21 protein-coding genes are annotated in these 20,371 nt (G+C 30.9%); 9 read left to right on the top strand and 12 right to left on the bottom strand.

What is annotated here, in order from left to right; all coding sequences use genetic code 11:
• Positions 1 to 58 precede the first annotated feature (58 nt).
• From CAMP5082_RS02920 to purB, 8 genes are all read right to left on the bottom strand, one after another.
• Positions 59 to 1,159, bottom strand: coding sequence for a DNA adenine methylase (locus CAMP5082_RS02920; RefSeq protein ID WP_337205866.1), 1,101 nt, complete (start codon positions 1,157 to 1,159; stop codon positions 59 to 61).
• On the bottom strand, positions 1,159 to 1,833 hold the full coding sequence (locus CAMP5082_RS02915) for an EcoRI family type II restriction endonuclease (protein WP_337205865.1): 675 nt from the start codon (positions 1,831 to 1,833) through the stop codon (positions 1,159 to 1,161). The genes CAMP5082_RS02920 and CAMP5082_RS02915 overlap by 1 nt, the downstream gene beginning before the upstream one ends.
• Before the next feature lie 40 nt (positions 1,834 to 1,873).
• Positions 1,874 to 2,395: a translation initiation factor IF-3 gene (gene infC / locus CAMP5082_RS02910; RefSeq protein ID WP_039617082.1), complete on the bottom strand. Its 522-nt coding sequence runs from the start codon at positions 2,393 to 2,395 to the stop codon at positions 1,874 to 1,876.
• Positions 2,392 to 4,203 carry a threonine--tRNA ligase gene (thrS, locus tag CAMP5082_RS02905; protein ID WP_337205864.1) on the bottom strand — a complete coding sequence of 604 codons (1,812 nt, stop codon included), beginning with the start codon at positions 4,201 to 4,203 and terminating at the stop codon, positions 2,392 to 2,394. Before thrS ends, infC begins: the two co-directional genes overlap by 4 nt.
• A 106-nt stretch (positions 4,204 to 4,309) precedes the next feature.
• Positions 4,310 to 5,116, bottom strand: coding sequence for an undecaprenyl-diphosphate phosphatase (locus CAMP5082_RS02900; protein ID WP_337205863.1), 807 nt, complete (start codon positions 5,114 to 5,116; stop codon positions 4,310 to 4,312).
• A complete protein-coding gene (locus CAMP5082_RS02895; protein WP_337205862.1) occupies positions 5,113 to 7,098 on the bottom strand; it encodes an OPT family oligopeptide transporter in 1,986 nt (661 codons plus the stop codon). Before CAMP5082_RS02895 ends, CAMP5082_RS02900 begins: the two co-directional genes overlap by 4 nt.
• Positions 7,099 to 7,113: 15 nt before the next feature.
• The gene (locus tag CAMP5082_RS02890) at positions 7,114 to 9,489 is read right to left on the bottom strand and encodes a ribonucleoside-diphosphate reductase subunit alpha (protein ID WP_337205861.1); all 2,376 of its coding nucleotides are present in this window, start codon (positions 9,487 to 9,489) and stop codon (positions 7,114 to 7,116) included.
• Between the two features lie 17 nt (positions 9,490 to 9,506).
• Entirely contained in the window at positions 9,507 to 10,835 is a 1,329-nt protein-coding gene (gene purB / locus CAMP5082_RS02885) for an adenylosuccinate lyase (RefSeq protein ID WP_337205860.1), read from the bottom strand.
• 80 nt (positions 10,836 to 10,915) lie between these two features.
• On the opposite strand from purB, the gene CAMP5082_RS02880 reads away from it, so the two are divergent.
• From CAMP5082_RS02880 to CAMP5082_RS02870, 3 genes are read left to right on the top strand one after another with little or no spacing between them, the layout of a single operon-like run.
• Complete coding sequence (locus tag CAMP5082_RS02880) at positions 10,916 to 11,821, top strand: RluA family pseudouridine synthase (protein WP_337205859.1); 906 nt, start codon at positions 10,916 to 10,918, stop codon at positions 11,819 to 11,821.
• Positions 11,818 to 12,297, top strand: coding sequence for a hypothetical protein (locus CAMP5082_RS02875; RefSeq protein WP_337205858.1), 480 nt, complete (start codon positions 11,818 to 11,820; stop codon positions 12,295 to 12,297). The genes CAMP5082_RS02880 and CAMP5082_RS02875 overlap by 4 nt, the downstream gene beginning before the upstream one ends.
• On the top strand, positions 12,264 to 12,821 hold the full coding sequence (locus CAMP5082_RS02870) for a glycosyltransferase family 9 protein (protein ID WP_257937853.1): 558 nt from the start codon (positions 12,264 to 12,266) through the stop codon (positions 12,819 to 12,821). The genes CAMP5082_RS02875 and CAMP5082_RS02870 overlap by 34 nt, the downstream gene beginning before the upstream one ends.
• Here CAMP5082_RS02870 and CAMP5082_RS02865 read toward each other — a convergent pair whose 3' ends face one another.
• The 3 genes from CAMP5082_RS02865 to CAMP5082_RS02855 are packed head-to-tail and all read right to left on the bottom strand — an operon-like array spanning position 12,822 to position 14,529.
• Complete coding sequence (locus CAMP5082_RS02865; RefSeq protein ID WP_087685297.1) at positions 12,822 to 12,920, bottom strand: hypothetical protein; 99 nt, start codon at positions 12,918 to 12,920, stop codon at positions 12,822 to 12,824. It abuts the gene before it with no gap.
• Positions 12,917 to 13,987: a 23S rRNA (adenine(2503)-C(2))-methyltransferase RlmN gene (gene rlmN, locus CAMP5082_RS02860; protein ID WP_337205857.1), complete on the bottom strand. Its 1,071-nt coding sequence runs from the start codon at positions 13,985 to 13,987 to the stop codon at positions 12,917 to 12,919. Before rlmN ends, CAMP5082_RS02865 begins: the two co-directional genes overlap by 4 nt.
• An 8-nt stretch (positions 13,988 to 13,995) precedes the next feature.
• A complete protein-coding gene (locus CAMP5082_RS02855) occupies positions 13,996 to 14,529 on the bottom strand; it encodes a purine-nucleoside phosphorylase (protein ID WP_263682832.1) in 534 nt (177 codons plus the stop codon).
• 90 nt (positions 14,530 to 14,619) lie between these two features.
• On the opposite strand from CAMP5082_RS02855, the gene rsmA reads away from it, so the two are divergent.
• From rsmA to prfA, 6 genes are all read left to right on the top strand, one after another.
• A complete protein-coding gene (gene rsmA, locus CAMP5082_RS02850) occupies positions 14,620 to 15,441 on the top strand; it encodes a 16S rRNA (adenine(1518)-N(6)/adenine(1519)-N(6))-dimethyltransferase RsmA (RefSeq protein WP_337205856.1) in 822 nt (273 codons plus the stop codon).
• The gene (locus CAMP5082_RS02845) at positions 15,407 to 17,365 is read left to right on the top strand and encodes a ribonuclease J (RefSeq protein ID WP_337205855.1); all 1,959 of its coding nucleotides are present in this window, start codon (positions 15,407 to 15,409) and stop codon (positions 17,363 to 17,365) included. Before rsmA ends, CAMP5082_RS02845 begins: the two co-directional genes overlap by 35 nt.
• Positions 17,366 to 17,374: 9 nt before the next feature.
• The gene (locus CAMP5082_RS02840) at positions 17,375 to 18,136 is read left to right on the top strand and encodes a pseudouridine synthase (protein WP_263724989.1); all 762 of its coding nucleotides are present in this window, start codon (positions 17,375 to 17,377) and stop codon (positions 18,134 to 18,136) included.
• A 63-nt stretch (positions 18,137 to 18,199) separates the two neighbouring features.
• On the top strand, positions 18,200 to 18,340 hold the full coding sequence (locus CAMP5082_RS02835; RefSeq protein ID WP_257396458.1) for a hypothetical protein: 141 nt from the start codon (positions 18,200 to 18,202) through the stop codon (positions 18,338 to 18,340).
• 83 nt (positions 18,341 to 18,423) lie between these two features.
• Positions 18,424 to 18,687 (top strand): 30S ribosomal protein S20, encoded by a 264-nt coding sequence (gene rpsT, locus CAMP5082_RS02830; protein ID WP_039617063.1) that lies wholly within the window; start codon positions 18,424 to 18,426, stop codon positions 18,685 to 18,687.
• A gap of 6 nt (positions 18,688 to 18,693) precedes the next feature.
• Complete coding sequence (gene prfA / locus CAMP5082_RS02825) at positions 18,694 to 19,761, top strand: peptide chain release factor 1 (RefSeq protein WP_263708645.1); 1,068 nt, start codon at positions 18,694 to 18,696, stop codon at positions 19,759 to 19,761.
• A gap of 9 nt (positions 19,762 to 19,770) precedes the next feature.
• Here prfA and CAMP5082_RS02820 read toward each other — a convergent pair whose 3' ends face one another.
• Positions 19,771 to 20,349, bottom strand: coding sequence for a lytic transglycosylase domain-containing protein (locus tag CAMP5082_RS02820; RefSeq protein WP_263679297.1), 579 nt, complete (start codon positions 20,347 to 20,349; stop codon positions 19,771 to 19,773).
• Positions 20,350 to 20,371 lie beyond the last annotated feature (22 nt).

Below are 20,371 nucleotides of genomic sequence, written 5' to 3'. Positions count from 1 at the left end.
TTTTTTCATAAAAGAAAGCTATCATTTTACTACAACTATGCTTTAGAAAAATTAAATTCTAATTCTTCTTTTTTAATACATAAAGTTGTTCTTGTATATGCATAGAGCGCTTAGAAAGGTTTCTACTAGCTCTAAAGGCATTATATTTTTGCTCAAGTACAAAGCATTCTCCAAGACTTTGAAGTCTTTTTGTGAAATTTTCTTTTTTTACAAAACCCTCACAATTATAAGAAAGCAATACAATCTTAGCTTTTAAATCATTTATCAAATCAAACAAAGCATCTTCGGCTTTTTTTTCTTTGTTAAAAGCACTGCGGTTCCAGTCTTTTGGTATGCCAGAAACCTTTGAAATTTCCCTTGGCTTTTTATAATTAGCGATTAAATTTAACATAAAATAATTTGATCCATAAGGGTGCTGATTATAAGGTGGATCCAAATACGCCACATCAAAGCTATCAAGCTCTTTAGCTAAAATATTTGCGTCTTTTTGAAAAACCTCATATTCACAAGTAAAATTTGAAAAAATAGGCATTTTTAAAGCTATATCACCCTTTATACGACTAAGCGCATTTGCTCCATTTCCTCCAAATTTACCAATGCCATTTTTATCTTTATAAAAACCTTTAAAAACCCCACTTGTGTTTGCGTGCACACTTGCTTCATAGATAAGTGGTGCGATGAAGTATTTTTGTATATTACTTGGCAGGCTTGAAATTTTTTCTCGCATAGAGTCTAAATACATCGCATTTTTAAGCGTGTAAAAAACTCTTTCATTTTTTTGGATATGTTCATCATCATTTGGCGCATAAAGCTTACTTATAAAGCCTTTTTTGAGTTTTAAATCAGAAATTAAAAAATCATAATATTTTTGTAATTCTTGTAAAAATTGTGCATTTTGATTGCTTAAATAACACTCATTGATGATTTTAGAATAATCTTCCAAATCATTTGCCATAATAAAACTTGCATAAGGCCTCACAAAACGCGAAACTACCCCAGAGCCACTAAATACATCACAAAAACTAAATTTGTCTTTTTTAAGCTCATCTTGTGCGAATTTAAAGCCTTGATTTAAAAACTCAAGCAAGGATCTTTTATTACCAAGATAGGTTATGATTTGTTCTTTTAAAAAACGTGGGTTTTCTTTTTTATTATTCATTAAAAAATATAATACCTTAAAGATGTCTCAGCTATTTCTTTCATAATTTCAAACATTTCACCAATCTCCCATTTTTCTTCTCTAAAATACATACTAACAGGAGAAAAATAATTATGATCACTATTCCCATCGGCTTTAAAAATATAAGTTTTATTCAAATAATAAAATTCATTTAATACATTTAATTTTGCTAATACACTTTTTTGATCTGAAGCAAAATCACAACCCCATCCAAAACATACAAAAGGAGTTATTTTTTCATGATTTAACATGGCTTTGATACCTGTTAAATTTTTTCCCAATCTCTCTATTGCATTTCCTGTAGCTTGTCTATTTTTTCCTTCTTGTAACCTAATATCATTTGTCCCTTGTCGTTTTGCTTCAGCGATCAATAATACTTTTTTATATCCTGAAGGATTATTTAAAAACAAAACTCCTCCATCAGGTTTTATAAAATTATTTTCATATTCCATATCAAACTGAGCACGGATATTTGTTTCCTTTATACTATTAATCATAAAAGAAATATCGAGTTTATTTTCTATAGTAAGATAATATTGCTCTTTAGAAAAATTATCAATACCTCCAAATCTATTTTCTAAGTATAATTTAGTTTGTCTCATAGCCTCATCTATATTCAAATCATCATTTTTTGAATAAGTATTTTTTGGCATATGCTGACTTATGCTACTCCTTAAAGCTTCTCTTGGCATTTTATTTTTTCTTTTTAGGAGTTACTAGCATATTTACATAGCGTCCTTCGAGCAAAGGCTCTTTGTCTCTATCTGCTATATCTTCAACCATTTGCCAAATTTTTTCAAGCAACGCCACCCCTGCTTCAGGAGAGCCCATCTCACGACCTTTTAAAAACACTCTAAATTTAACATGCTTGCCTTGCTCTAAAAACTCACTTGCATGTTTGACTTTATAATTAATGTCATTTTGAGCGATTTTCACAGAAAGTTTGATTTCTTTTATATCAATAACTTTTTGTTTTTTCTTTGCTTCTTTTTGCTTCTTTTCTTGTTGATAACGGAATTTTCCATAATCCATTATCTTACATACAGGTGGTTTGGCTTCAGGGGCTATCATCACCAAATCAAGCCCTAGCCTATTTGCTATATCTAGCGCTTCATCACTACTAATAATGCCATAAACCTTGCCATCATCACCTATACATCTGATCTCATCTGCTTGAATTTCTTCATTTAGCAATACTTCTTTTTCTTTACTCAAAAGCGTACCTCACTTAATTTCTCCTTTGTTAGGGTTATAAATTCATCTAAAGTCATTGTTTTTTGTTCTTTTGCTCTTCTATCTCTTAAAGCCACACTTTTGTTTGCTACTTCTTCATCGCCTAAAACAAGTATCATAGGCACATGTGCTTTTTCGGCTGTGCGGATTTTTTTATTTAAGCTTTCATTTTTATTATACACTTCACTATCAATGCCAAGTTCTAAAAGTTTTCTTGCTATTTCTTTTGCATAATCATGATGATTTTGTGAAATAGGCACTATAACTACTTGAGTTGGTGCTATAAAAAATGGCAACTCACCCGCACAATGCTCTACTAAAATTCCTATAAATCTTTCAAAAGAACCTAAAATAGCACGGTGAAGCATTACAGGTTGTTTTTTCTCATTATCTGCGTCTGTGTATTCGAGTTTAAAACGACTTGGTAAGTTAAAATCTACTTGTATAGTTCCGCACTGCCATTTTCTTTTTAGTGCATCAGTGATTTTGATATCGATTTTTGGACCATAGAAAGCTCCACCACCCTCATCAATGCCATATTTTAAACCTTGCTCATCTAAAGCTTCTTTTAAAGCCTTTGTAGCTATATCCCAAATTTCATCATCGCCTATTGCTTTTGCTGGGCGTGTTGAAATTTCCATTTCATAATCAAATTCAAAAGCCTTCATCAAAGTATCAACAAAGCTTAGAATTTCTAAAACTTGTTCTTTTATCTGACTTGGCATACAAAAAATATGCGCATCATCTTGAGTAAATTCTCTTACCCTAAAAAGCCCGTGCAAAACTCCACTTTTTTCATGGCGGTGTACCACACCATATTCAAAAAATTTCAAAGGTAAATCACGATAACTTCTAACATCACTTTGATAAATTTTAATATGTCCTACACAATTCATCGGCTTAATGCCATATTCTTGCTCATCAATTTGCGTAAAATACATATTTTCTTTATAGTTTGCATAATGCCCACTAATTTTCCAAGCATCAGCTTTTAAAAGTTCAGGCCCACGCACAGGCTCATAACCTCTTAATCTATGTGCTTTATATAATAAATGCTCTAATTTGCTTCTTAATTTTGCACCATTGCTAAGCCATATAGGAAGCCCACCGCCTATTTCATCATCAAAGGCAAAAAGTTTCATTTCATTACCAAGTTTTCTGTGATCTCTTTTTTTAGCTTCTTCAATGATTTTTAAGTATTCATTTAAACTTTCTTTATCTGCAAAAGCAGTACCATAAATTCTTGTGAGCATTTCTCTTTTTTCATCACCACCCAAATACGCTCCCGCTACACGAGTAAGCTTGAAAAATCTTAAATATCTAGTATTTGGTACATGAGGTCCACGGCATAAATCTTCAAATTCACCTTGCTTATAAATACTTACTTTCCCATCAGGAATTCTTAGTAAAACTTCTTGTTTTAAATCATCATTAGCAAATTTTTCTTTAACCTCAGCCTTTGAAAGTTCGTATTTTATGATGTCTAGCTTTGCTTCTGCTAGTTCTTTCATTTTCTTTTCGATTTTGCTTAAGTCTTCTTCTGAAATCTTACTATCAACTCTAAAATCATAATAAAACCCATCTTCTATCACAGGCCCTACGAAAAATTTAGCCTCTGGATATAAACTTTTAATCGCTTGAGCCATTAAATGCGCACAAGAGTGGCGGATAACTTCTAAACTTTCTTTAGAGTTATCAAAATAAATCGGAATTAAATTTGTGTCATTGTTAAAACTTTGAGTATCTACCAAAGTTTCATTATTTGCATATGCAATTATATCTTTTGTCATTTCTACCCTTAACACTCACTAACCTTGTGAGCTTAAATTAAAATATAAGACTAATTTTAGCTATGAAAAACTTAAACTTTTTTTAAATAAAGGATATTTTTATATTTCAAACACCCGTTCTTGATATATCTAAAGCACCACTCATAAAAAGGTATAAAAATAAAAAACCTAAAATTATCCTATAAATTCCAAAAGGTATGAAGTTTATCTTGCTGATTAATTTTAAAAATATTTTTATTACCACAAAAGCCACTATAAAAGCTGTTACAAAACCTATGGCTAAAGGAATGAAATTATTCATATTGCTTAGAATTTGTGGTTCTTTATAAATACTATAAGCTGTTGCGATAATCATAGTAGGAATTGCAAGTAAAAATGAAAATTCAGAAGCCACTTTGCGATCAAGCCCAAGCAATAAGCCACCTATGATACTTGCTCCACTTCTTGAAGTACCTGGTATGATAGCAAGAGCTTGAGTTAAACCTATCAAAAAAGCTTGTTTATAACTTACCTCATCTAAAGAATGTATATCATAGTCTTTTTTTCTATGTTTAAGTTCTATAATGATAAAAATAATCCCACCAATGATTAACATAGTAGCCACGGTATAGCCATTAAATATTTCTTTTAAAAACTTATATGCTATAAAACCTACTCCACCTGCAGGCAAAAAGCCCACAGCAAGTTTTAACCAAATATCAAGTTTTTGAGTTAGTTTATCTTTGAAAATAAAAATCACCGCTAGTATAGAACCAAGCTGAATGATGATAAAAAAACTTCTCCAAAAATCATCTATATTTAAACCCAAAATTTCAGCACCTAAGATCATATGTCCTGTAGATGAAATAGGTAAAAATTCTGTCAGACCTTCAATGATTCCTAAAATCAAAGCATAGTAATAATCTAAATTCATTTTTTAAGTACTCTTCTTGCAAAAATTAGCATAATCGCTACAAAAACTACAAAACCTATAATCCCATCGTCTTTAAATGAAGTTGCAATAGCAAGTGGATCTTCAGCCCCACCTCTACTAATAGAAAGCACAGTTAAACCAGCTATTAACACTCCAAACAAACTCTCACCTACTATCAAACCAGAGGCAAATAAGGTTCCTTTTTGCTCATGCTCTTGAATGAGTTCTTTTTTATGAGCATTTTTAGCATATCTTTGCTCTAAACGCCTTTTGATTAAATACGCTAATAATCCACCTATAAACAAAGGCATAATAATAGCAGGTGGCAAATATATACCTATACCCACAGCTAAAGGTGGCAAAGACATATTTTTCTTTCTTAATAAACGATCGACGATAATTATACCAACGCCCACAAAAGCTCCCGCTATAATATAACTCCAATCGATATTAGCGTTAAAAATGCCTTGTGCTATAGTACTCATCAAATTTGCTTGTGGTGCAGCAAGTGCATTTGCCTCATCCATTCCTTCTCTTGGCATTGCACCCACAAAACCATAAGCTTGGTATAATAAATTTAAAACAGGAGCGATAGCTAAAGCTCCAAATACACAACCTATAATCAAAGAAACTTGCTGTTTCCAAGGAGTTGCACCTACTAAATAACCAGTTTTTAAATCTTGTAAATTATCATTAGAAATAGCAGCAGTTGCTAAAATAACACTAGTAGTAAATATAGCAAAAGCGATGGCAAATTTAGACATTAAAGGATCGCTAAATAAATCTACTTGATAACCCAAAAGTAAAATAATCAAAGAAGAAATTATAATCCCAATAAGCCCTATACCCGAAATAGGAGAAGATGATGAACCCACTAAACCTGCCATATATCCACAAGCAGAAGCTACAAAAAAGCCTATAAAAATAGCCACTAAAGCTCCTACTAAGGCAAAAAGAATTTGATAGCCACTTGCTAAATTTGAATCAGCCACAAAAGCGTAAAATGAAACAAACAAACCTATACACATAAGTACAAATAAACCCAACATAGCTTTTAAAGATAAATCCATATCTTTAGGATCTTGTGAAAGATTTAACGAGGTTTTTTTAAGCATATTTTTCATGCCATCATATACAGGTTTTGCAAGTTCTATTAAAGTCCATAATGCTGCTATGGCAATAGCTCCTGTGCCTATTAAACGCACCTTTTGAGCCCAAATTTGATTAGCTATATCAAGTGCACTTAAACTCGCGTCAAAACTTTCTTTAGCAGAAAAATATGGCACAAAAACCATCCAAGCAAGCACCATACCCACAAGCAACGCAACACCTCCGGCTATACCTACTAAGTATCCAGCACCCAAAAGCGCTACTGAATAGCCCATAGAAAAGCCAAAAGTCATTTTTTGCCAAATGAATGCAAAACTACTTCCACTTGAAAGTAGTTTAAAACCGCTTGAAAAAAGACTTATCACAGAAGCAAAAGCCACGCCAAGTGTGATTTCTTTTAAGCCTACTTTTCCTTTTTTATCGGCTTGATCTTTATTAGCTACTTTTAAAATTTCAGCAGCAGCTCTTCCTTCAGGATAAGCTAATTTACTCTCTACCACCATAGCTCTACGCAAAGGTATGGTAAAAAGCACGCCCAATCCACCCCCACAAAGACAGAGCATAAAAGTAAGCCAAAGTGGAAATTCAAACCAATATCCACACATAAAAAGACCTGGTATAACAAAAATCACAGCCGAAAGCGTACCTGCGGCTGAAACTTGAGTTTGAACCATATTATTTTCTAAAATATTAGAGTCTTTAAAGATTTTTAAAACGGCCATTGCAATCACAACAGCAGGAATAGAAGTAGAAAAAGTAAGACCAACTTTAAGCCCCAAATATACATTTGAGGCAGTAAAAATAATCGTTAAAATACTTCCTAGTATTATACCCCTAAGCGTAAGCTCCGGTAGTGAGTTTTTTGTATGCATTTTGTTTCTCCATTTTTATTGACAACCTTCACATTCTATAGTTCTATCAACCACATCATCATTTACTTTTTGACTATCAGGGCTTTCGCTTCTTAGATAATAAGTTGATTTAACACCTAATTCCCAAGCAAGTTGATAAATTTCATTTAAATATCCACCGCTTGCCTTATCTAAAGAAACAAAGATATTTAATGATTGACCTTGATCAATCCATTTACCACGAATCGCTGCTGCTTTTACTAAGATTTTTTGATCAAGCTCATAAGCAGGAGTATAATACTGCCAAGTATTAGCACTTAGATTTGGCACCACGGTTGGTATCATACCGCTTAAGTTTTGCTCAAACCATTTTCTTTTATATACAGGCTCAATTGTTTGAGTAGTGCCTACTAAAATAGAAATAGAAGAAGTTGGTGCTATAGCCATTAAATAACCATTTCTTATACCATCTCTTTTTAGTTTTTCTCTTAATTTTTCCCAATCACACTCACTTTGATCAAATAAACCTTCGCTTGCAGTAAGTTTTTTAGCATTTTCATTTGCTACATCAATTGGCACTATACCTTTACTCCAGTTTGATCCTTCAAAGTCAGGGTAGCTTCCTTTTTCTAAGGCTAAATTTGAGCTAGCTAAAATAGCCTCATAGCTAATCATTTCCATAATGCGATCAATTTTTTCAAAATGTTCATTAGAACCCCAATAAATTTGAGCTTCAGCTAACATTTGCGCTTCACCCATCACACCAAGTCCTATAGCGCGTGATTTTAGGTTGGTATTTTTAACCTTTACATGAGGATAAAAATTTAAATCAATCACATTATCAAGCATTCTTATCGCTGTTGGCACTACTCTTTGAATATCTTCTTTGGTATTGATTTTACTTAAATTTATACTTGCAAGATTACAAACTGCGGTTTTTCCTTCGTTTTTGTATTTTTCTACTATATAGACTTTTTTACCGTTAATACTATCTAAAGTAGAAACTTTTTTAGCAAGCTTTTTATATCCTCCATCTATTGTAAGCTCTTCATCCTCATCTAAATGAAGTTCTGTTTTATCATCAAATACGATTTTGATTTGATAATAATTTGGTTCTGTATTTTGAAAAATTTCTGTACATAAATTTGAACTTCTTATAATTCCTGCGTGAGAATTTGGATTTGTTCTATTTGCACTATCTTTAAAACACAAAAACGGCAAGCCACTTTCAAAATAAGATAAAAGAATTTTTTTCCAAAGCTCTTTAGCATCAACAATTTCTTTGACTATGCTTTCATCTTTTTCAAATTCTTCATATTTTTTCTCAAATTCTTCACCGTATAAATCACACAAACTTGCTGTATCAGCAGGATCAAAAAGCGTCCATTTGTCATTTGCTCTTACTCTTTTCATGAACAAATCATTAATCCACAAAGCAGGGAAAAGCTCATGCGCTCTTCTTCTTTCTTCACCTGAGTTTTTACGCAAATCTAAAAAGTCATTAATATCCATATGCCAAGGTTCAATATATACAGCAATTGCACCTTTTCTAGTACCAAGTTGATCAACAGCTACTGCTATATCATTGGTGATTTTTAAAAATGGTATGATCCCACCTGCTGCATTTTTATGCCCATCTATGCTTCCACCCATAGCACGCACCTTAGACCAATCCCAACCTATACCACCGCCAAATTTAGATAAAAGTGCCATTTCTTGATAAGAATCAAAAATCCCTTCTATATTATCAGGCGTGCTTCCTATATAACATGAACTTAATTGATGTCTTGTGGTTCTTGCATTTGAAAGGGTTGGGGTTGCAAGCATTACTTCAAAAGTTGAGATTAAATCATAAAATTTCTTAGCCCAAGTTTGAGAATCTAGCTCATTTTGCGCTAAAAACATCGCAATAGCCATAAACATTTGTTGTGGTAATTCTATAGGCATACCCTTAGAATCTTTAATCAAATATCTATCATACAAAGTTTTTATACCAAGATAAGTAAATTGTAAATCGCGCTCTGGCTTGATATAAGTATTAAGATCATCTAAATCATATTTTTCTTTTAAGCCGATTAAAATCCTACCTTCTTTTTCACCTTTTTCAAGGTATTCTCTTAAATGTTTATAACCACTATAACCACTTACTTTTTTATACAAATCATATAAAAATAATCTTGCAGCAACAAAGGTCCAATTAGGTCTATCAATATCTATTTTATCTACTGCTGTTTTTATAAGAGTTTGTTGGATTTCTTCTGTTGTTATGCCATCGCGAAATTGAATTTTTGCATCTACTTCAAGCTCGCTTTGACTAACATTTTCTAAATTTGCCACCGCGTCGGTGGTATATTTTTTAATCTTGGAAACATCTAACTCTTCAGTTCTACCATTTCTTTTTAATACTTTCACTCACAACCCCTAGTTTATTATTTAAAAGTTCTTGCAAAAATTTTATCTACATTTTTGGTATAGTAGTTATAATCAAAGCAATTTCTAATATCTGCTTCACTTAAAGACTTTTTCAAATCCTCATCAGCTAATAAAGCTAGCAAAAACAAACTCTCACCTTTTTCATTTAACGCAGGCTTGCCATTTTGCAAATCAGCCCAAACTTTCATAGCATTTCTTTGAACGATCTTGTAAGCTTCTTCTCTACTTATACCTTTAAATGGAAGTTCAAGCAACACTCTTTGAGAAAATACAAGCCCTCCGGTTAAATTTAAATTTTTCATCATATTTTCTGGATACACCAAAAGCTTTTCTATCACACCGCATAATCTTGCAAGCATAAAATCAGTCGTGATAAAAGCATCAGGCAATACAAATCTTTCTACACTAGAATGTGATATATCTCTTTCGTGCCACAATGCTACATTTTCTAAAGCAGGTGTTACATAAGCTCTTATCATCCTGCAAAGACCGGTGATATTTTCACTCAAAACAGGATTTCTTTTATGAGGCATAGCTGAGCTTCCTTTTTGTCCTTGAGAAAAATATTCTTCAGCTTCATATACTTCTGTTCTTTGAAAATGGCGGATAGCAACAGCAATTTGCTCACAACTTGAAGCTAAAATAGCTAAAGCCGAGATAACCTGTGCGTAACGATCTCTTTGTATAATTTGGTTTGAAACTGGTGCTGGCTTTAAATCTAAATTTTTACAAACTTCTTCTTCAAATTCAAGCGGAGCATGAGCAAAATTTCCCATAGCACCGCTGATTTTTCCATAGCTAATCACTTCTTTTGCATGAATGATTAAATCTTTTGCATGAACTAGCGAATCATACCAAATAGCCAAAACTAAGCCAAAAGTTATAGGCTCTCCATGAATTCCATGACTTCTTCCTACCATTAAGGTGTTTTTATGCTCATACGCTCTTGTTTTAATCGCTGCTAAAACTTGATCTAAATCTTGCAAGATTAGTTCTAAACTATCTTTAATCTGCAAAGCAACTGCAGTATCAATACAATCTGAACTTGTCATCGCATAATGCACAAAACGACTTTCCTCGCCTAAACTTTCACTTACACTAGTTAAAAAAGCGATAACATCATGTTTGGTAGTTTTTTCTATCTCATCTATTCTTGCTATATCAAATTTTGCATTTTTTATAATTTTTTCACAATCATCATCTTTAATAAGACCAAGTTTATTCCACGCTTTCACAGCAGCTAATTCCACTTTTAACCATGCATCATATTTTGCTTGCATGTCCCATTTTTTAACCATGATTTCTCTACTATATCTTTCAACCATTTTCAAGACCTTTTTTTATATAATTTTTATGAAAAAAAATAGTTTGAATTTTATTATAAATTACCTAAGAAAGTTATTAAATGGCATATATAAAAAAGAAACTAGCAAATAATGGAAAAAAGGCATTTAGACTACTTATGGATGAGTTAAAAATCTCTATGCGTGAAGCGCAAAAACTCATTGATAAAAAAAGACTATTTTGTAATGGAAATTTGGTAGAAGAAAAAAACAAATTTTTAGATGGCTTAGTGGAATTAATCGTATATGAAAATAACCCTAAAGGATTGGAAATAGTTTATGAAAATGAAGATTTTGCTGTAGTAGAAAAACCAAGCGGGGTACTAACTCATCCTAATGGACGCAATTGTACTTATAGTCTTTGTGATGAAATTTGGCATTTATGGGGTGAAAAAGCTTGCGTAGCTCATAGATTAGATAAAGAAACAAGCGGACTTTTACTCATAGCTAAACATAAAAATGCACAAATTGAGTTAAAAACCATGTTTGAAAAAAGATTAGTGCAAAAAAGCTATCTTGCTCTAGTAAAAGGAAAAACTAAAAAAGAATTTATAGTAGATAAAAGTATGGATTTGGCTAAAAACTACGACACAGTCAAAACTAGAATGTATATTTGTGAAAATGGTAAAGAAGCCTTAACGCAATTTTACACTTTAGAATATTTTGAAAATTTAGATACTAGTTTAATTTTAGCTAAACCTCTAACAGGCAGACAACACCAAATAAGACTACATTTGTTTCATGTGAAACATAAAATTTTAGGTGAACCTTTATATGGTTTAGAAAAAACACAAATAGAGCAAATATTAGATGGAAAAATGAGCGATATAAAAAGAGCTCAAATCACAGGTGCTAAAAGACTGCTTTTACACTCTTTTAGCTTAGAATTTACATATAAAAATCAAAAATTTTTGATACAATCTCAAAAAGATATAAAAGATGAGTTTTTAAAGGAAATAATACAATGAAAGAAAATATTTCTATTGGATACTTTTGTCCTCATAATATCGGAGATATGGTTGCTAGTTTAGATATGCTATATGCAATTAAATATATTTACCAAGCAAATATAACAGTTTTTTGCAGAAAAAACACCGAGTCCATTTTAAAAAATTTTAATTTTATTGATCATATAGAACTAATTGAAAAAATTGATGAAAATATTATCGATCAAATCAATAAATATTCACTAGATTATTTAATATCATTTCATGCAAAATCTTTTTTAATTAAACTTCTTATAAAAACAAACACAAAAAATATTATTGTAAAAGCAAAATTTGTTAGTATATTTTCTTTTAAATGTAAAACTATCTTTACAAGTATAACAAAAAGATTTTTTAAAAATAGAAGTGATAGAGATAGAATGTTATATTATGCTAGAAAAATAGATCCTAAAAAATTTGATAAATGCATAAAAAAATCAATTTTGATACCACTATAAAAACATTAGATGAAAATAAAGATATTGTTAAAAATTATCTTCAAGAAAACAATATTAAAAATTTTATCATTATAAACCCTTTTAGCATTACAGTAGATTTTACACTAAACCTAGTTTCATTTTTTAATCTCATAGAAAAAATTCGATTTTCATATCCAAATATAAATATTATTATTCCAACTTATAATGATATTCATGACACTTTTATAAGAAGTGTTAAACAATATAATATAAATCTTTTATCAGAAATTTATATTTTTAAAAACAATGATGATATTTTAAATTTAGTAGAACTTATATCTCAATCAAAATGTATTATTAGCCCTAGTACAGGCCCAATTCATATTGCAAGCAATATAAAAATCCCTAGTATTGGATTATATCCTAAAAAGGATAGTATATTTTGGCCAACATACAACAAAGACTATGTTTTTATCGATAAAAAATGCAATGAATTATTATGTCATGAAATAGATAAAATTATAACAGATGTCATTGATAGATTAAAAAAATATATCAATTAATCATTTATCTTCATTTTTTAATACATAAATAATTCCACCAAGTCCTATGATCACCACTATGCTTATAAAAATAAGCTGTGCTATATCTAAAAAAGTCATTGTTTACTCTGCCTTTCTTTAAGCTGTCCGCATGCAGCTGAAATATCAAGTCCTTTACTTTCTCTTATCGTACAAGTAACACCTTTGGCGCTTAAATAATCTTGAAATTTAACCGCATTTTCAACACTTGGTCTTTTATATAAACTTCCTTCATGTGGATTAAAAAGTATTAAATTCACTTTAGCTTTTATACCATTTAAGAGCTTCACTAGTTCTTTGGCATGCTCTATTTTGTCATTTATCCCATCGATTAAAAGATATTCAAACATCACTCTTTTACGTTGATCTATAGGAAAACTTCTCACCGCTTCCATAATGCTTGCTATATTATAAGCTTTATTAATGGGCATTAATTCACTTCTAAGCTCATCATTTACAGCATGGAGCGAAATAGCCAAAAGCACACCCAAATTCATTTCTCCAAGCTCTTTGATCTGTTTTGCTAAACCACTTGTACTTATAGTTTGTCTTCTAGGGCTTATTGCTAAAGCATCATTATCTGCTAAAATTCTAACTGCCTTAGAAACATTTTTAAGATTATCCAAAGGTTCACCCATACCCATATAGACTATGTTAACTCTTCTTTCATAAGGTATGTTGTTATATTTTTTAATCCACAAAATTTGTCCTACTATTTCTCCTGCACTTAAATTTCTTTTCAAACCGCCTTTAGCAGTCAGACAAAAACTACACCCACTTTTACACCCCACTTGCGAGGAAACGCAAATAGTATATCTTGCATGTTTGATGATTTTTCCATTTTCATCTACAAGTTCTTCTTTCATAGGTAGCAAAACAGCTTCTATTTTTTTACCATCTAAAAGTTCAAAAAGATATTTTATACTACCATCTTTGCTTTTTTCATCTTTCACACATTTTAGAGGTGAAAAATGAAAATTTTCTTGCAAGTACACTCTAAAATCTTTTGGCAAAGACGACATTTGTAAAAAATCGTCTGCATATTTTTTATATACCCATTCAAAAATTTGCTTTGCTCTAAATTTTGGCTGGACTAAATTTTCTAATTCTTCTTTAGTAAAATCTAATATATTTTTTAATTCACTCAATTTTTTTCCTATATAAGTTTTTTATCTAACAAAAAATCTTTTAATAATTCTTTTGCCTTTTGGTGATTTTTTAAAAAATCCTCATGTGCAAATTCATTACAAAAATTTGTCGCACATAAATAACAAATTCCTTCTATCCCTTGCATTTTTGCACAAGAAAGCACTGCGTATGCTTCCATATTTTCTATATGTACGCCTTTTTTAAAAAATTCTTGGGCGATATTTTCATCTTTGCAAATATAATTTGAAGAATTAATCATAGTTTCATGTGAAACATTTAATCTAATCTCATTTGCTATAGGCGTATAAAAACTATCAAATAAATCTGCGTATTCTAAATTCGCTGCGTTAGAACTTTCATAAATATCTAGAATTTTTCCTTCTTGGTAAATTCCACATGTACCTATAAAAATCACTCTATCTACTTTTACTTGACTTAAAATTTTACCTAAAGAAAAAGCAGAATTAACCAAACCTATACCAATACTTTGTGCAAATTTAAAATCCTCATTTCCTCCTGCACATACTATAAGATTTTTCAAAAATTAACCTTTATAAAAAATAATTCAAATTTTATCTAATTAGCGCTTAAAATAATGCTATAATTAATATTTTTTAGATAAAATAAATTTATGATAAAAGCAAAAAAACATTTTGGGCAAAATTTTTTATGTGATAAAAGCGTGGTAGATAAAATCATCCAAGCCATACCCAAAGATACTAAAAATATAGTTGAGATTGGGCCTGGCTTAGGTGATTTAACGCAAGAACTTTTGAAAATCCCACAAGCTCATATTAGAGCTTATGAGATTGATAAAGATTTGATTCCTATTTTAAATAAAAAATTTCAAAATGAGATTGAAGGTGGAAATTTTGAGCTTATTCATCAAAATGCAAGTGATGCTTTTGATCAAGGAAGTTTAAGCGATAAAGAGTACTTTTTGGTAGCAAATTTACCATATTATATTGCTACAAATTTGATTTTAAAAGCCCTAGAAGATCAAAATTGTCTTGGGCTTATAGTAATGGTGCAAAAAGAAGTGGTACAGAAATTTTGTGCAAATGAAAAAGAAAGTAATTTTTCGGCTTTAGGGGTGCTTTGTGCATTGATATGCCAAAGACAAATGCTTTTTGATATACAACCACAAAGCTTTAATCCTCCACCAAAAGTTACTTCAGCTGTAATGAAGTTAATAAAAACTACTCATTATCAGCAAAAATGTGAAAATATAGAAGCTTTTAAAGAATTTCTTAGAGCTTGTTTTCAAAATCCTAGAAAACAACTCTTATCTAATTTTAAAAATAAAAAAGAAAAAATTTTAAAAGCATTTGAAGCACTAAATCTCTCTTCTACCTCAAGAGCTCATGAAATTAGCGTTGATTCATACCTTAAAATTTATGACTATTTAAAGGATGACTATGAGCGAAGAAAACAAAACTCAAGAGCAAAATAAAACTAAAAGATTTAATAAATTTAGAAACAAAAGAAAAAAAGATTCACAAAATCAAGAGCAAAATAGTGAAAATAAAAACGGAACAAAAATAGAAAATACTCAAACTGAAGCTAGTGAAGAAAAAAAGAAAAAGAAAAAAAATAGAAATTTACCTTCTAAATTAAGTGGCAATGAAGAATGGCAAATAGAACTTGCTAAAAGCATAGAAGCTAATAAGATCATGCATGAGCTAAGACTTCACCCTTTAAAACACAATAATTCAAGTGAACATAAAATTCGCATTACACCTTTGGGTGGGCTTGGAGAAATCGGTGGAAATATCACTGTTTTTGAAACTAATAACGATGCGATTATTGTTGATATAGGTATGAGTTTTCCAGATGGAACTATGCATGGAGTAGATATTATCATACCTGATTTTGACTATATAAGAAAGATAAAAAATAAAATTCGTGCTATCATCATCACTCATGCTCATGAAGATCATATCGGTGCTGTGCCATATTTTTTCAAAGAATTTCAATTTCCTATCTATGCAACACCTTTAGCACTAGGTATGATTTCAAATAAATTTGAAGAGCATGGTTTAAAAGCTGAGCGTAAATGGTTTAGGCCAGTAACTAAAAGACAAATTTATGAAATAGGTGAATTTAACTTAGAATGGATCCATATAACACACTCTGTTATTGATGCTTGTGCTTTAGCTATAAAAACTAAAGCAGGGACTATCATACACACTGGTGATTTTAAAATAGATCAAACACCAATTGATGGCTATCCAACAGACTTAAATCGTTTAGCATATTATGGCGAAGAAGGTGTACTTTGTCTTTTAAGCGATAGTACAAACTCGTATAAAGAAGGCTATACAAAAAGTGAAAGCTCCGTAGGGCCTACTTTTGATCAAATTTTTGCCAAAACTAAAGGTAGAGTAATCATGAGCACTTTCAGTTCTAATATCCACCGCGTATATCAAGCTATTAGCTATGGTTTAAAATACGGCAGAAAAGTGTGTGTTATAGGGCGTTCTATGGAAAGAAATCTCTATACCACTATGGAACTTGGCTATATCAAGCTTGATAGAAAAATTTTCATTGATGCTGATGAAGTAAGCAAATACAAAGACAACGAAGTGCTAATTGTCACCACAGGAAGTCAAGGTGAGACTATGAGCGCTTTATATAGAATGGCAACTGATGAACATAAATTCATCAAAATAAAACCAAGCGATCAAATCATCATTTCAGCTAAAGCAATACCAGGTAATGAAGCAAATGTTTCTGCTGTGCTTGATTTTCTTTTAAAAGCAGGGGCTAAAGTAGCTTATCAAGAATTTAGCGAAATTCATGTAAGCGGACATGCTAGTATAGAAGAGCAAAAACTCATGCTAACTTTGGTAAAACCTAAATTTTTCTTACCAGTGCATGGAGAGTATAATCATATCAATAAACACAAAGAAACTGCTCTAAAATGTGGCATACCTGAAAGAAATATCTACTTAATGAGTGATGGGGATCAAGTAGAGCTTTGCCAAAAATACATCAAACGCGTAAAAACAGTTAAAACAGGAAAAGTCTTTGTAGATAATCAAATCAACAAACAAATCGCAGATGATGTGGTAATTGATAGACAAAAACTAGCAGATAGTGGTATAGTTGTCATCATCGCCCAGCTTGACAAAGCAAGTAAAACACTGATTAATAAACCAAGAGTATTTAGTTATGGCTTGGTAGCTGATAAACAAGATGGAGCATTCTCAAAAGAAATGAGTGATGTTTTAAGTCAATTTTTCCCAAATGTAAAAGATGAAATTTTAGATAATCCAAAAGTTTTAGAAGCTCAAATTAGACAAGTACTAAGAAAACATATTTTTAGAAAAATCAAAAAATATCCAACCATAGTACCAACTATTTTTGTGATGTAAAGAAAAATTATGAGAATTAATAAATTCATCTCACATAATAGCAAATATTCTCGCCGTGAGGCTGATGAGCTAATCAAGCAAGGCTTAGTAAAAATCAATAAAAAAACAGCCTTACTAAGTGATAGCGTAAATGCTGAAGATAAAGTTTTTATCAATGGTAAAAAACTCCATAAAAAAACACAATTTTCAGTCATTATTTATCACAAACAAAAAGGTGAAATAGTTAGTAAAAAAGATGATAGAGGTAGAAAAACCATCTATCATACTTTACCAAAACAATTTAGCACTTGGCTTAGTGTAGGAAGGCTTGACTTTGCAAGCGAGGGATTGCTTTTGTTAACTGATTCACCTGTGATAGCCCATGCGCTTATGCATAGTGATTTAGAAAGAGAATATTACTTAAAAGTAAAAGGTAATATAGATAAAAATGTTATCGAAGCTATGCAAAATGGCTTAGAAATTCAAAATGAAAAAAAAGGGGCTCATGCTAAAACCAAAATAACCTCAATGAGTTTTGCTCCATTTTTAGGCTTTGAAATTTTTGGCTCAAGTGGTGGCTATACGAAGCTAAAAGTAATCATTAATGAAGGTAAAAATAGAGAACTAAGACGCTTTTTTGGGCATTTTGATTTAGAAGTGATGGATCTTAAAAGAGTAGCTTTTGGAGCATTAGATCTTGGTATGTTAAAAGCAGGAAAATATCGTTATTTGGAAAATGGTGAGTACGAAAAACTACGCGATTTTTTAAAGACAAATAATATAAAATATTAAATTCACATTATTTCCACAAAGAATTTTTATAATTTTTCAAAATATTTAAAAAAGGAAAAATTAATGAAAATTCTAACTACTCTTTTTAGTGTAATTATGGTTTTTATTGCAGTCACACATGAAGAAACTCTTGCGGAAAAATTAGAAAATCAATGTCAAGATCAAAAATCTTGCATAGTAAAAGCCATGAATATGATTAATTGATACTTTAAAATTACTTAAATTAATTAAATTTTAATTTTAATCTTGTATAATTAGCAATTTAATTTATATAAAAAAGGAAAATTATGGCAAACCATAAATCTGCTGAAAAAAGAGCAAGACAAACTATCAAAAGAACTGAAAGAAATAGATTTTATAGAACAAGATTAAAAAACATTACAAAAGCGGTTCGCGAAGCAGCAGCAAACAATGACAAAGAAGCTGCACAAAATGCACTAAAAGTAGCTAATAAAAGCATTCACGCTATGGTAAGCCGTGGATTTTTGAAAAAACAAACTGCATCACGCCGTGTGAGTAGATTAGCATTATTGGTAAATAAATTAGCATAATTTTTAATGTTAGCTGATAAACTCAAACCTTTTTTAGCACGCTTTGATGAGTTAAATACTCTTCTTAGCGATGTTAATATCTCTAATGATATTTCTAAAATGACAGCTCTATCTAAAGAGCAAAAGAATTTAGAACCCATAGTAGAAAAAGCAAAAGAATACCTTAAAACTTTAGATGAAATCGAAGAAAATAAAATTCTTTTATCTGATGCAGAACTAGGGGAGCTTGCAAAAGAAGAGCTTAAAAATCTCGAAGTCTTAAAGCCACAACTTGAAGAAGAATTAAAAATTCTTTTATTGCCTAAAGATCCAAACGATGATAAAAATATATTTTTAGAAATTCGTGCTGGAACAGGAGGAGATGAAGCTTCTTTATTTGTTGGAGACTTAGTAAAAGCCTACATACGCTATGCTGAAAATCGTGATTACAAATACGAAATCGTAAGTTCTAGCGAGGGTAGTGTAGGGGGATTTAAAGAAATTATCATTCTCATCAAAGGAAATGGAGCTTATTCAAGATTAAAATACGAAGGTGGAACGCACAGAGTTCAAAGAGTACCTGAAACAGAATCTCAAGGTAGAGTTCATACTTCAGCTATTACAGTGGCTATTATGCCAGAAGTTGATGATGTTGAAATTCAAATCAATCCAAATGATTTAAAAATCGATGTAATGCGTAGTAGCGGTCATGGTGGACAAAGTGTTAATACCACAGATAGTGCTGTAAGAATTACTCATATTCCAACAGGTATAGTTGTAGTAAATCAAGATGGTAAAAGCCAGCATAAAAACAAAGAAAGTGCTATGAAAGTCTTAAAAGCAAGACTTTTTGAAATGCAAGAACAAGAACGCTTAGCTAAAGAAAGCGAGGCAAGAAAATCACAAGTTGGAAGTGGCGATAGAAGTGAGCGCATACGCACTTATAATTTCCCTCAAAATAGAATTAGCGATCATAGAATAAATCTTACTTTATATAGACTTGATGCGATTTTGGAAGGTGGTCTTTTTGATGAGATCATCGAGCCATTAATCGCTTATTACCAAGCAGAAGCTTTAAAACAAGAAAATTTATAATTTCTTGTTTTAATTATTACTTGCTAATAAAATTCTATATTGTTTTTTATCCACATTTATCAAAAGAGAAGCAAGTTTAAAAGCTCTGAATTTTTCCATTATAAAAAGATCTTTACTATCTTTTAAAACTATAGCAACTAAATTTTTCATCACTTTATCAAGCCAAATATTTTTATATTTGTCATTTGCTGAATGATACCTTCCAATAGCATTCCAACTAAAGCCATGTTTTTGTATAATCTCATGAAGTAATCTCGCTGCTATGTCAATATTTACACTAGCTTTTACAATCTCACTCTCACTAATCCCATAGCGTTTTAAATGAATGCTATTGATTTGCATTAAGCCATAATCTCTTGTTTGATTTTTATTTTTGCTAGTGATATTATGCTTATAAGCTGCATTTTCTGTTAAAGCTATGGCTTTGAGTAAAGCCGTCGGTATATTGTACTTTCTAGCTGCAGTTTTAAAGTCTTTATCGTACTTATAAAAATCTTCAGGTATATAAGTATCGCCTATAAAAATTTTTGTATCAAAAGCAAAAGTAAAATTAAAAAATACTACTAACAATAAAAAATTTTTTAACATTTTACTCCTTTATATTACTTAT

This window comes from Campylobacter sp. LMG 17559 (assembly GCF_024723605.1).
GTDB lineage: Bacteria > Campylobacterota > Campylobacteria > Campylobacterales > Campylobacteraceae > Campylobacter_D.
This window is presented reverse-complemented; position numbering and strand designations above follow the sequence as displayed.

Bases quoted from the DNA above. Each gene is read 5' to 3' on its own strand.
- CAMP5082_RS02920 (WP_337205866.1), bottom strand. From the start codon at position 1,159: ATGAATAATAAAAAAGAAAACCCACGTTTTTTAAAAGAACAAATCATA.
- CAMP5082_RS02915 (WP_337205865.1), bottom strand. From the start codon at position 1,833: ATGCCAAAAAATACTTATTCAAAAAATGATGATTTGAATATAGATGAG.
- thrS (WP_337205864.1), bottom strand. From the start codon at position 4,203: ATGACAAAAGATATAATTGCATATGCAAATAATGAAACTTTGGTAGAT.
- CAMP5082_RS02900 (WP_337205863.1), bottom strand. From the start codon at position 5,116: ATGAATTTAGATTATTACTATGCTTTGATTTTAGGAATCATTGAAGGT.
- CAMP5082_RS02895 (WP_337205862.1), bottom strand. From the start codon at position 7,098: ATGCATACAAAAAACTCACTACCGGAGCTTACGCTTAGGGGTATAATA.
- purB (WP_337205860.1), bottom strand. From the start codon at position 10,835: ATGGTTGAAAGATATAGTAGAGAAATCATGGTTAAAAAATGGGACATG.
- CAMP5082_RS02880 (WP_337205859.1), top strand. From the start codon at position 10,916: ATGGCATATATAAAAAAGAAACTAGCAAATAATGGAAAAAAGGCATTT.
- CAMP5082_RS02875 (WP_337205858.1), top strand. From the start codon at position 11,818: ATGAAAGAAAATATTTCTATTGGATACTTTTGTCCTCATAATATCGGA.
- CAMP5082_RS02870 (WP_257937853.1), top strand. From the start codon at position 12,264: ATGCATAAAAAAATCAATTTTGATACCACTATAAAAACATTAGATGAA.
- CAMP5082_RS02865 (WP_087685297.1), bottom strand. From the start codon at position 12,920: ATGACTTTTTTAGATATAGCACAGCTTATTTTTATAAGCATAGTGGTG.
- rsmA (WP_337205856.1), top strand. From the start codon at position 14,620: ATGATAAAAGCAAAAAAACATTTTGGGCAAAATTTTTTATGTGATAAA.
- CAMP5082_RS02845 (WP_337205855.1), top strand. From the start codon at position 15,407: ATGAGCGAAGAAAACAAAACTCAAGAGCAAAATAAAACTAAAAGATTT.
- CAMP5082_RS02840 (WP_263724989.1), top strand. From the start codon at position 17,375: ATGAGAATTAATAAATTCATCTCACATAATAGCAAATATTCTCGCCGT.
- CAMP5082_RS02835 (WP_257396458.1), top strand. From the start codon at position 18,200: ATGAAAATTCTAACTACTCTTTTTAGTGTAATTATGGTTTTTATTGCA.
- rpsT (WP_039617063.1), top strand. From the start codon at position 18,424: ATGGCAAACCATAAATCTGCTGAAAAAAGAGCAAGACAAACTATCAAA.
- prfA (WP_263708645.1), top strand. From the start codon at position 18,694: ATGTTAGCTGATAAACTCAAACCTTTTTTAGCACGCTTTGATGAGTTA.
- CAMP5082_RS02820 (WP_263679297.1), bottom strand. From the start codon at position 20,349: ATGTTAAAAAATTTTTTATTGTTAGTAGTATTTTTTAATTTTACTTTT.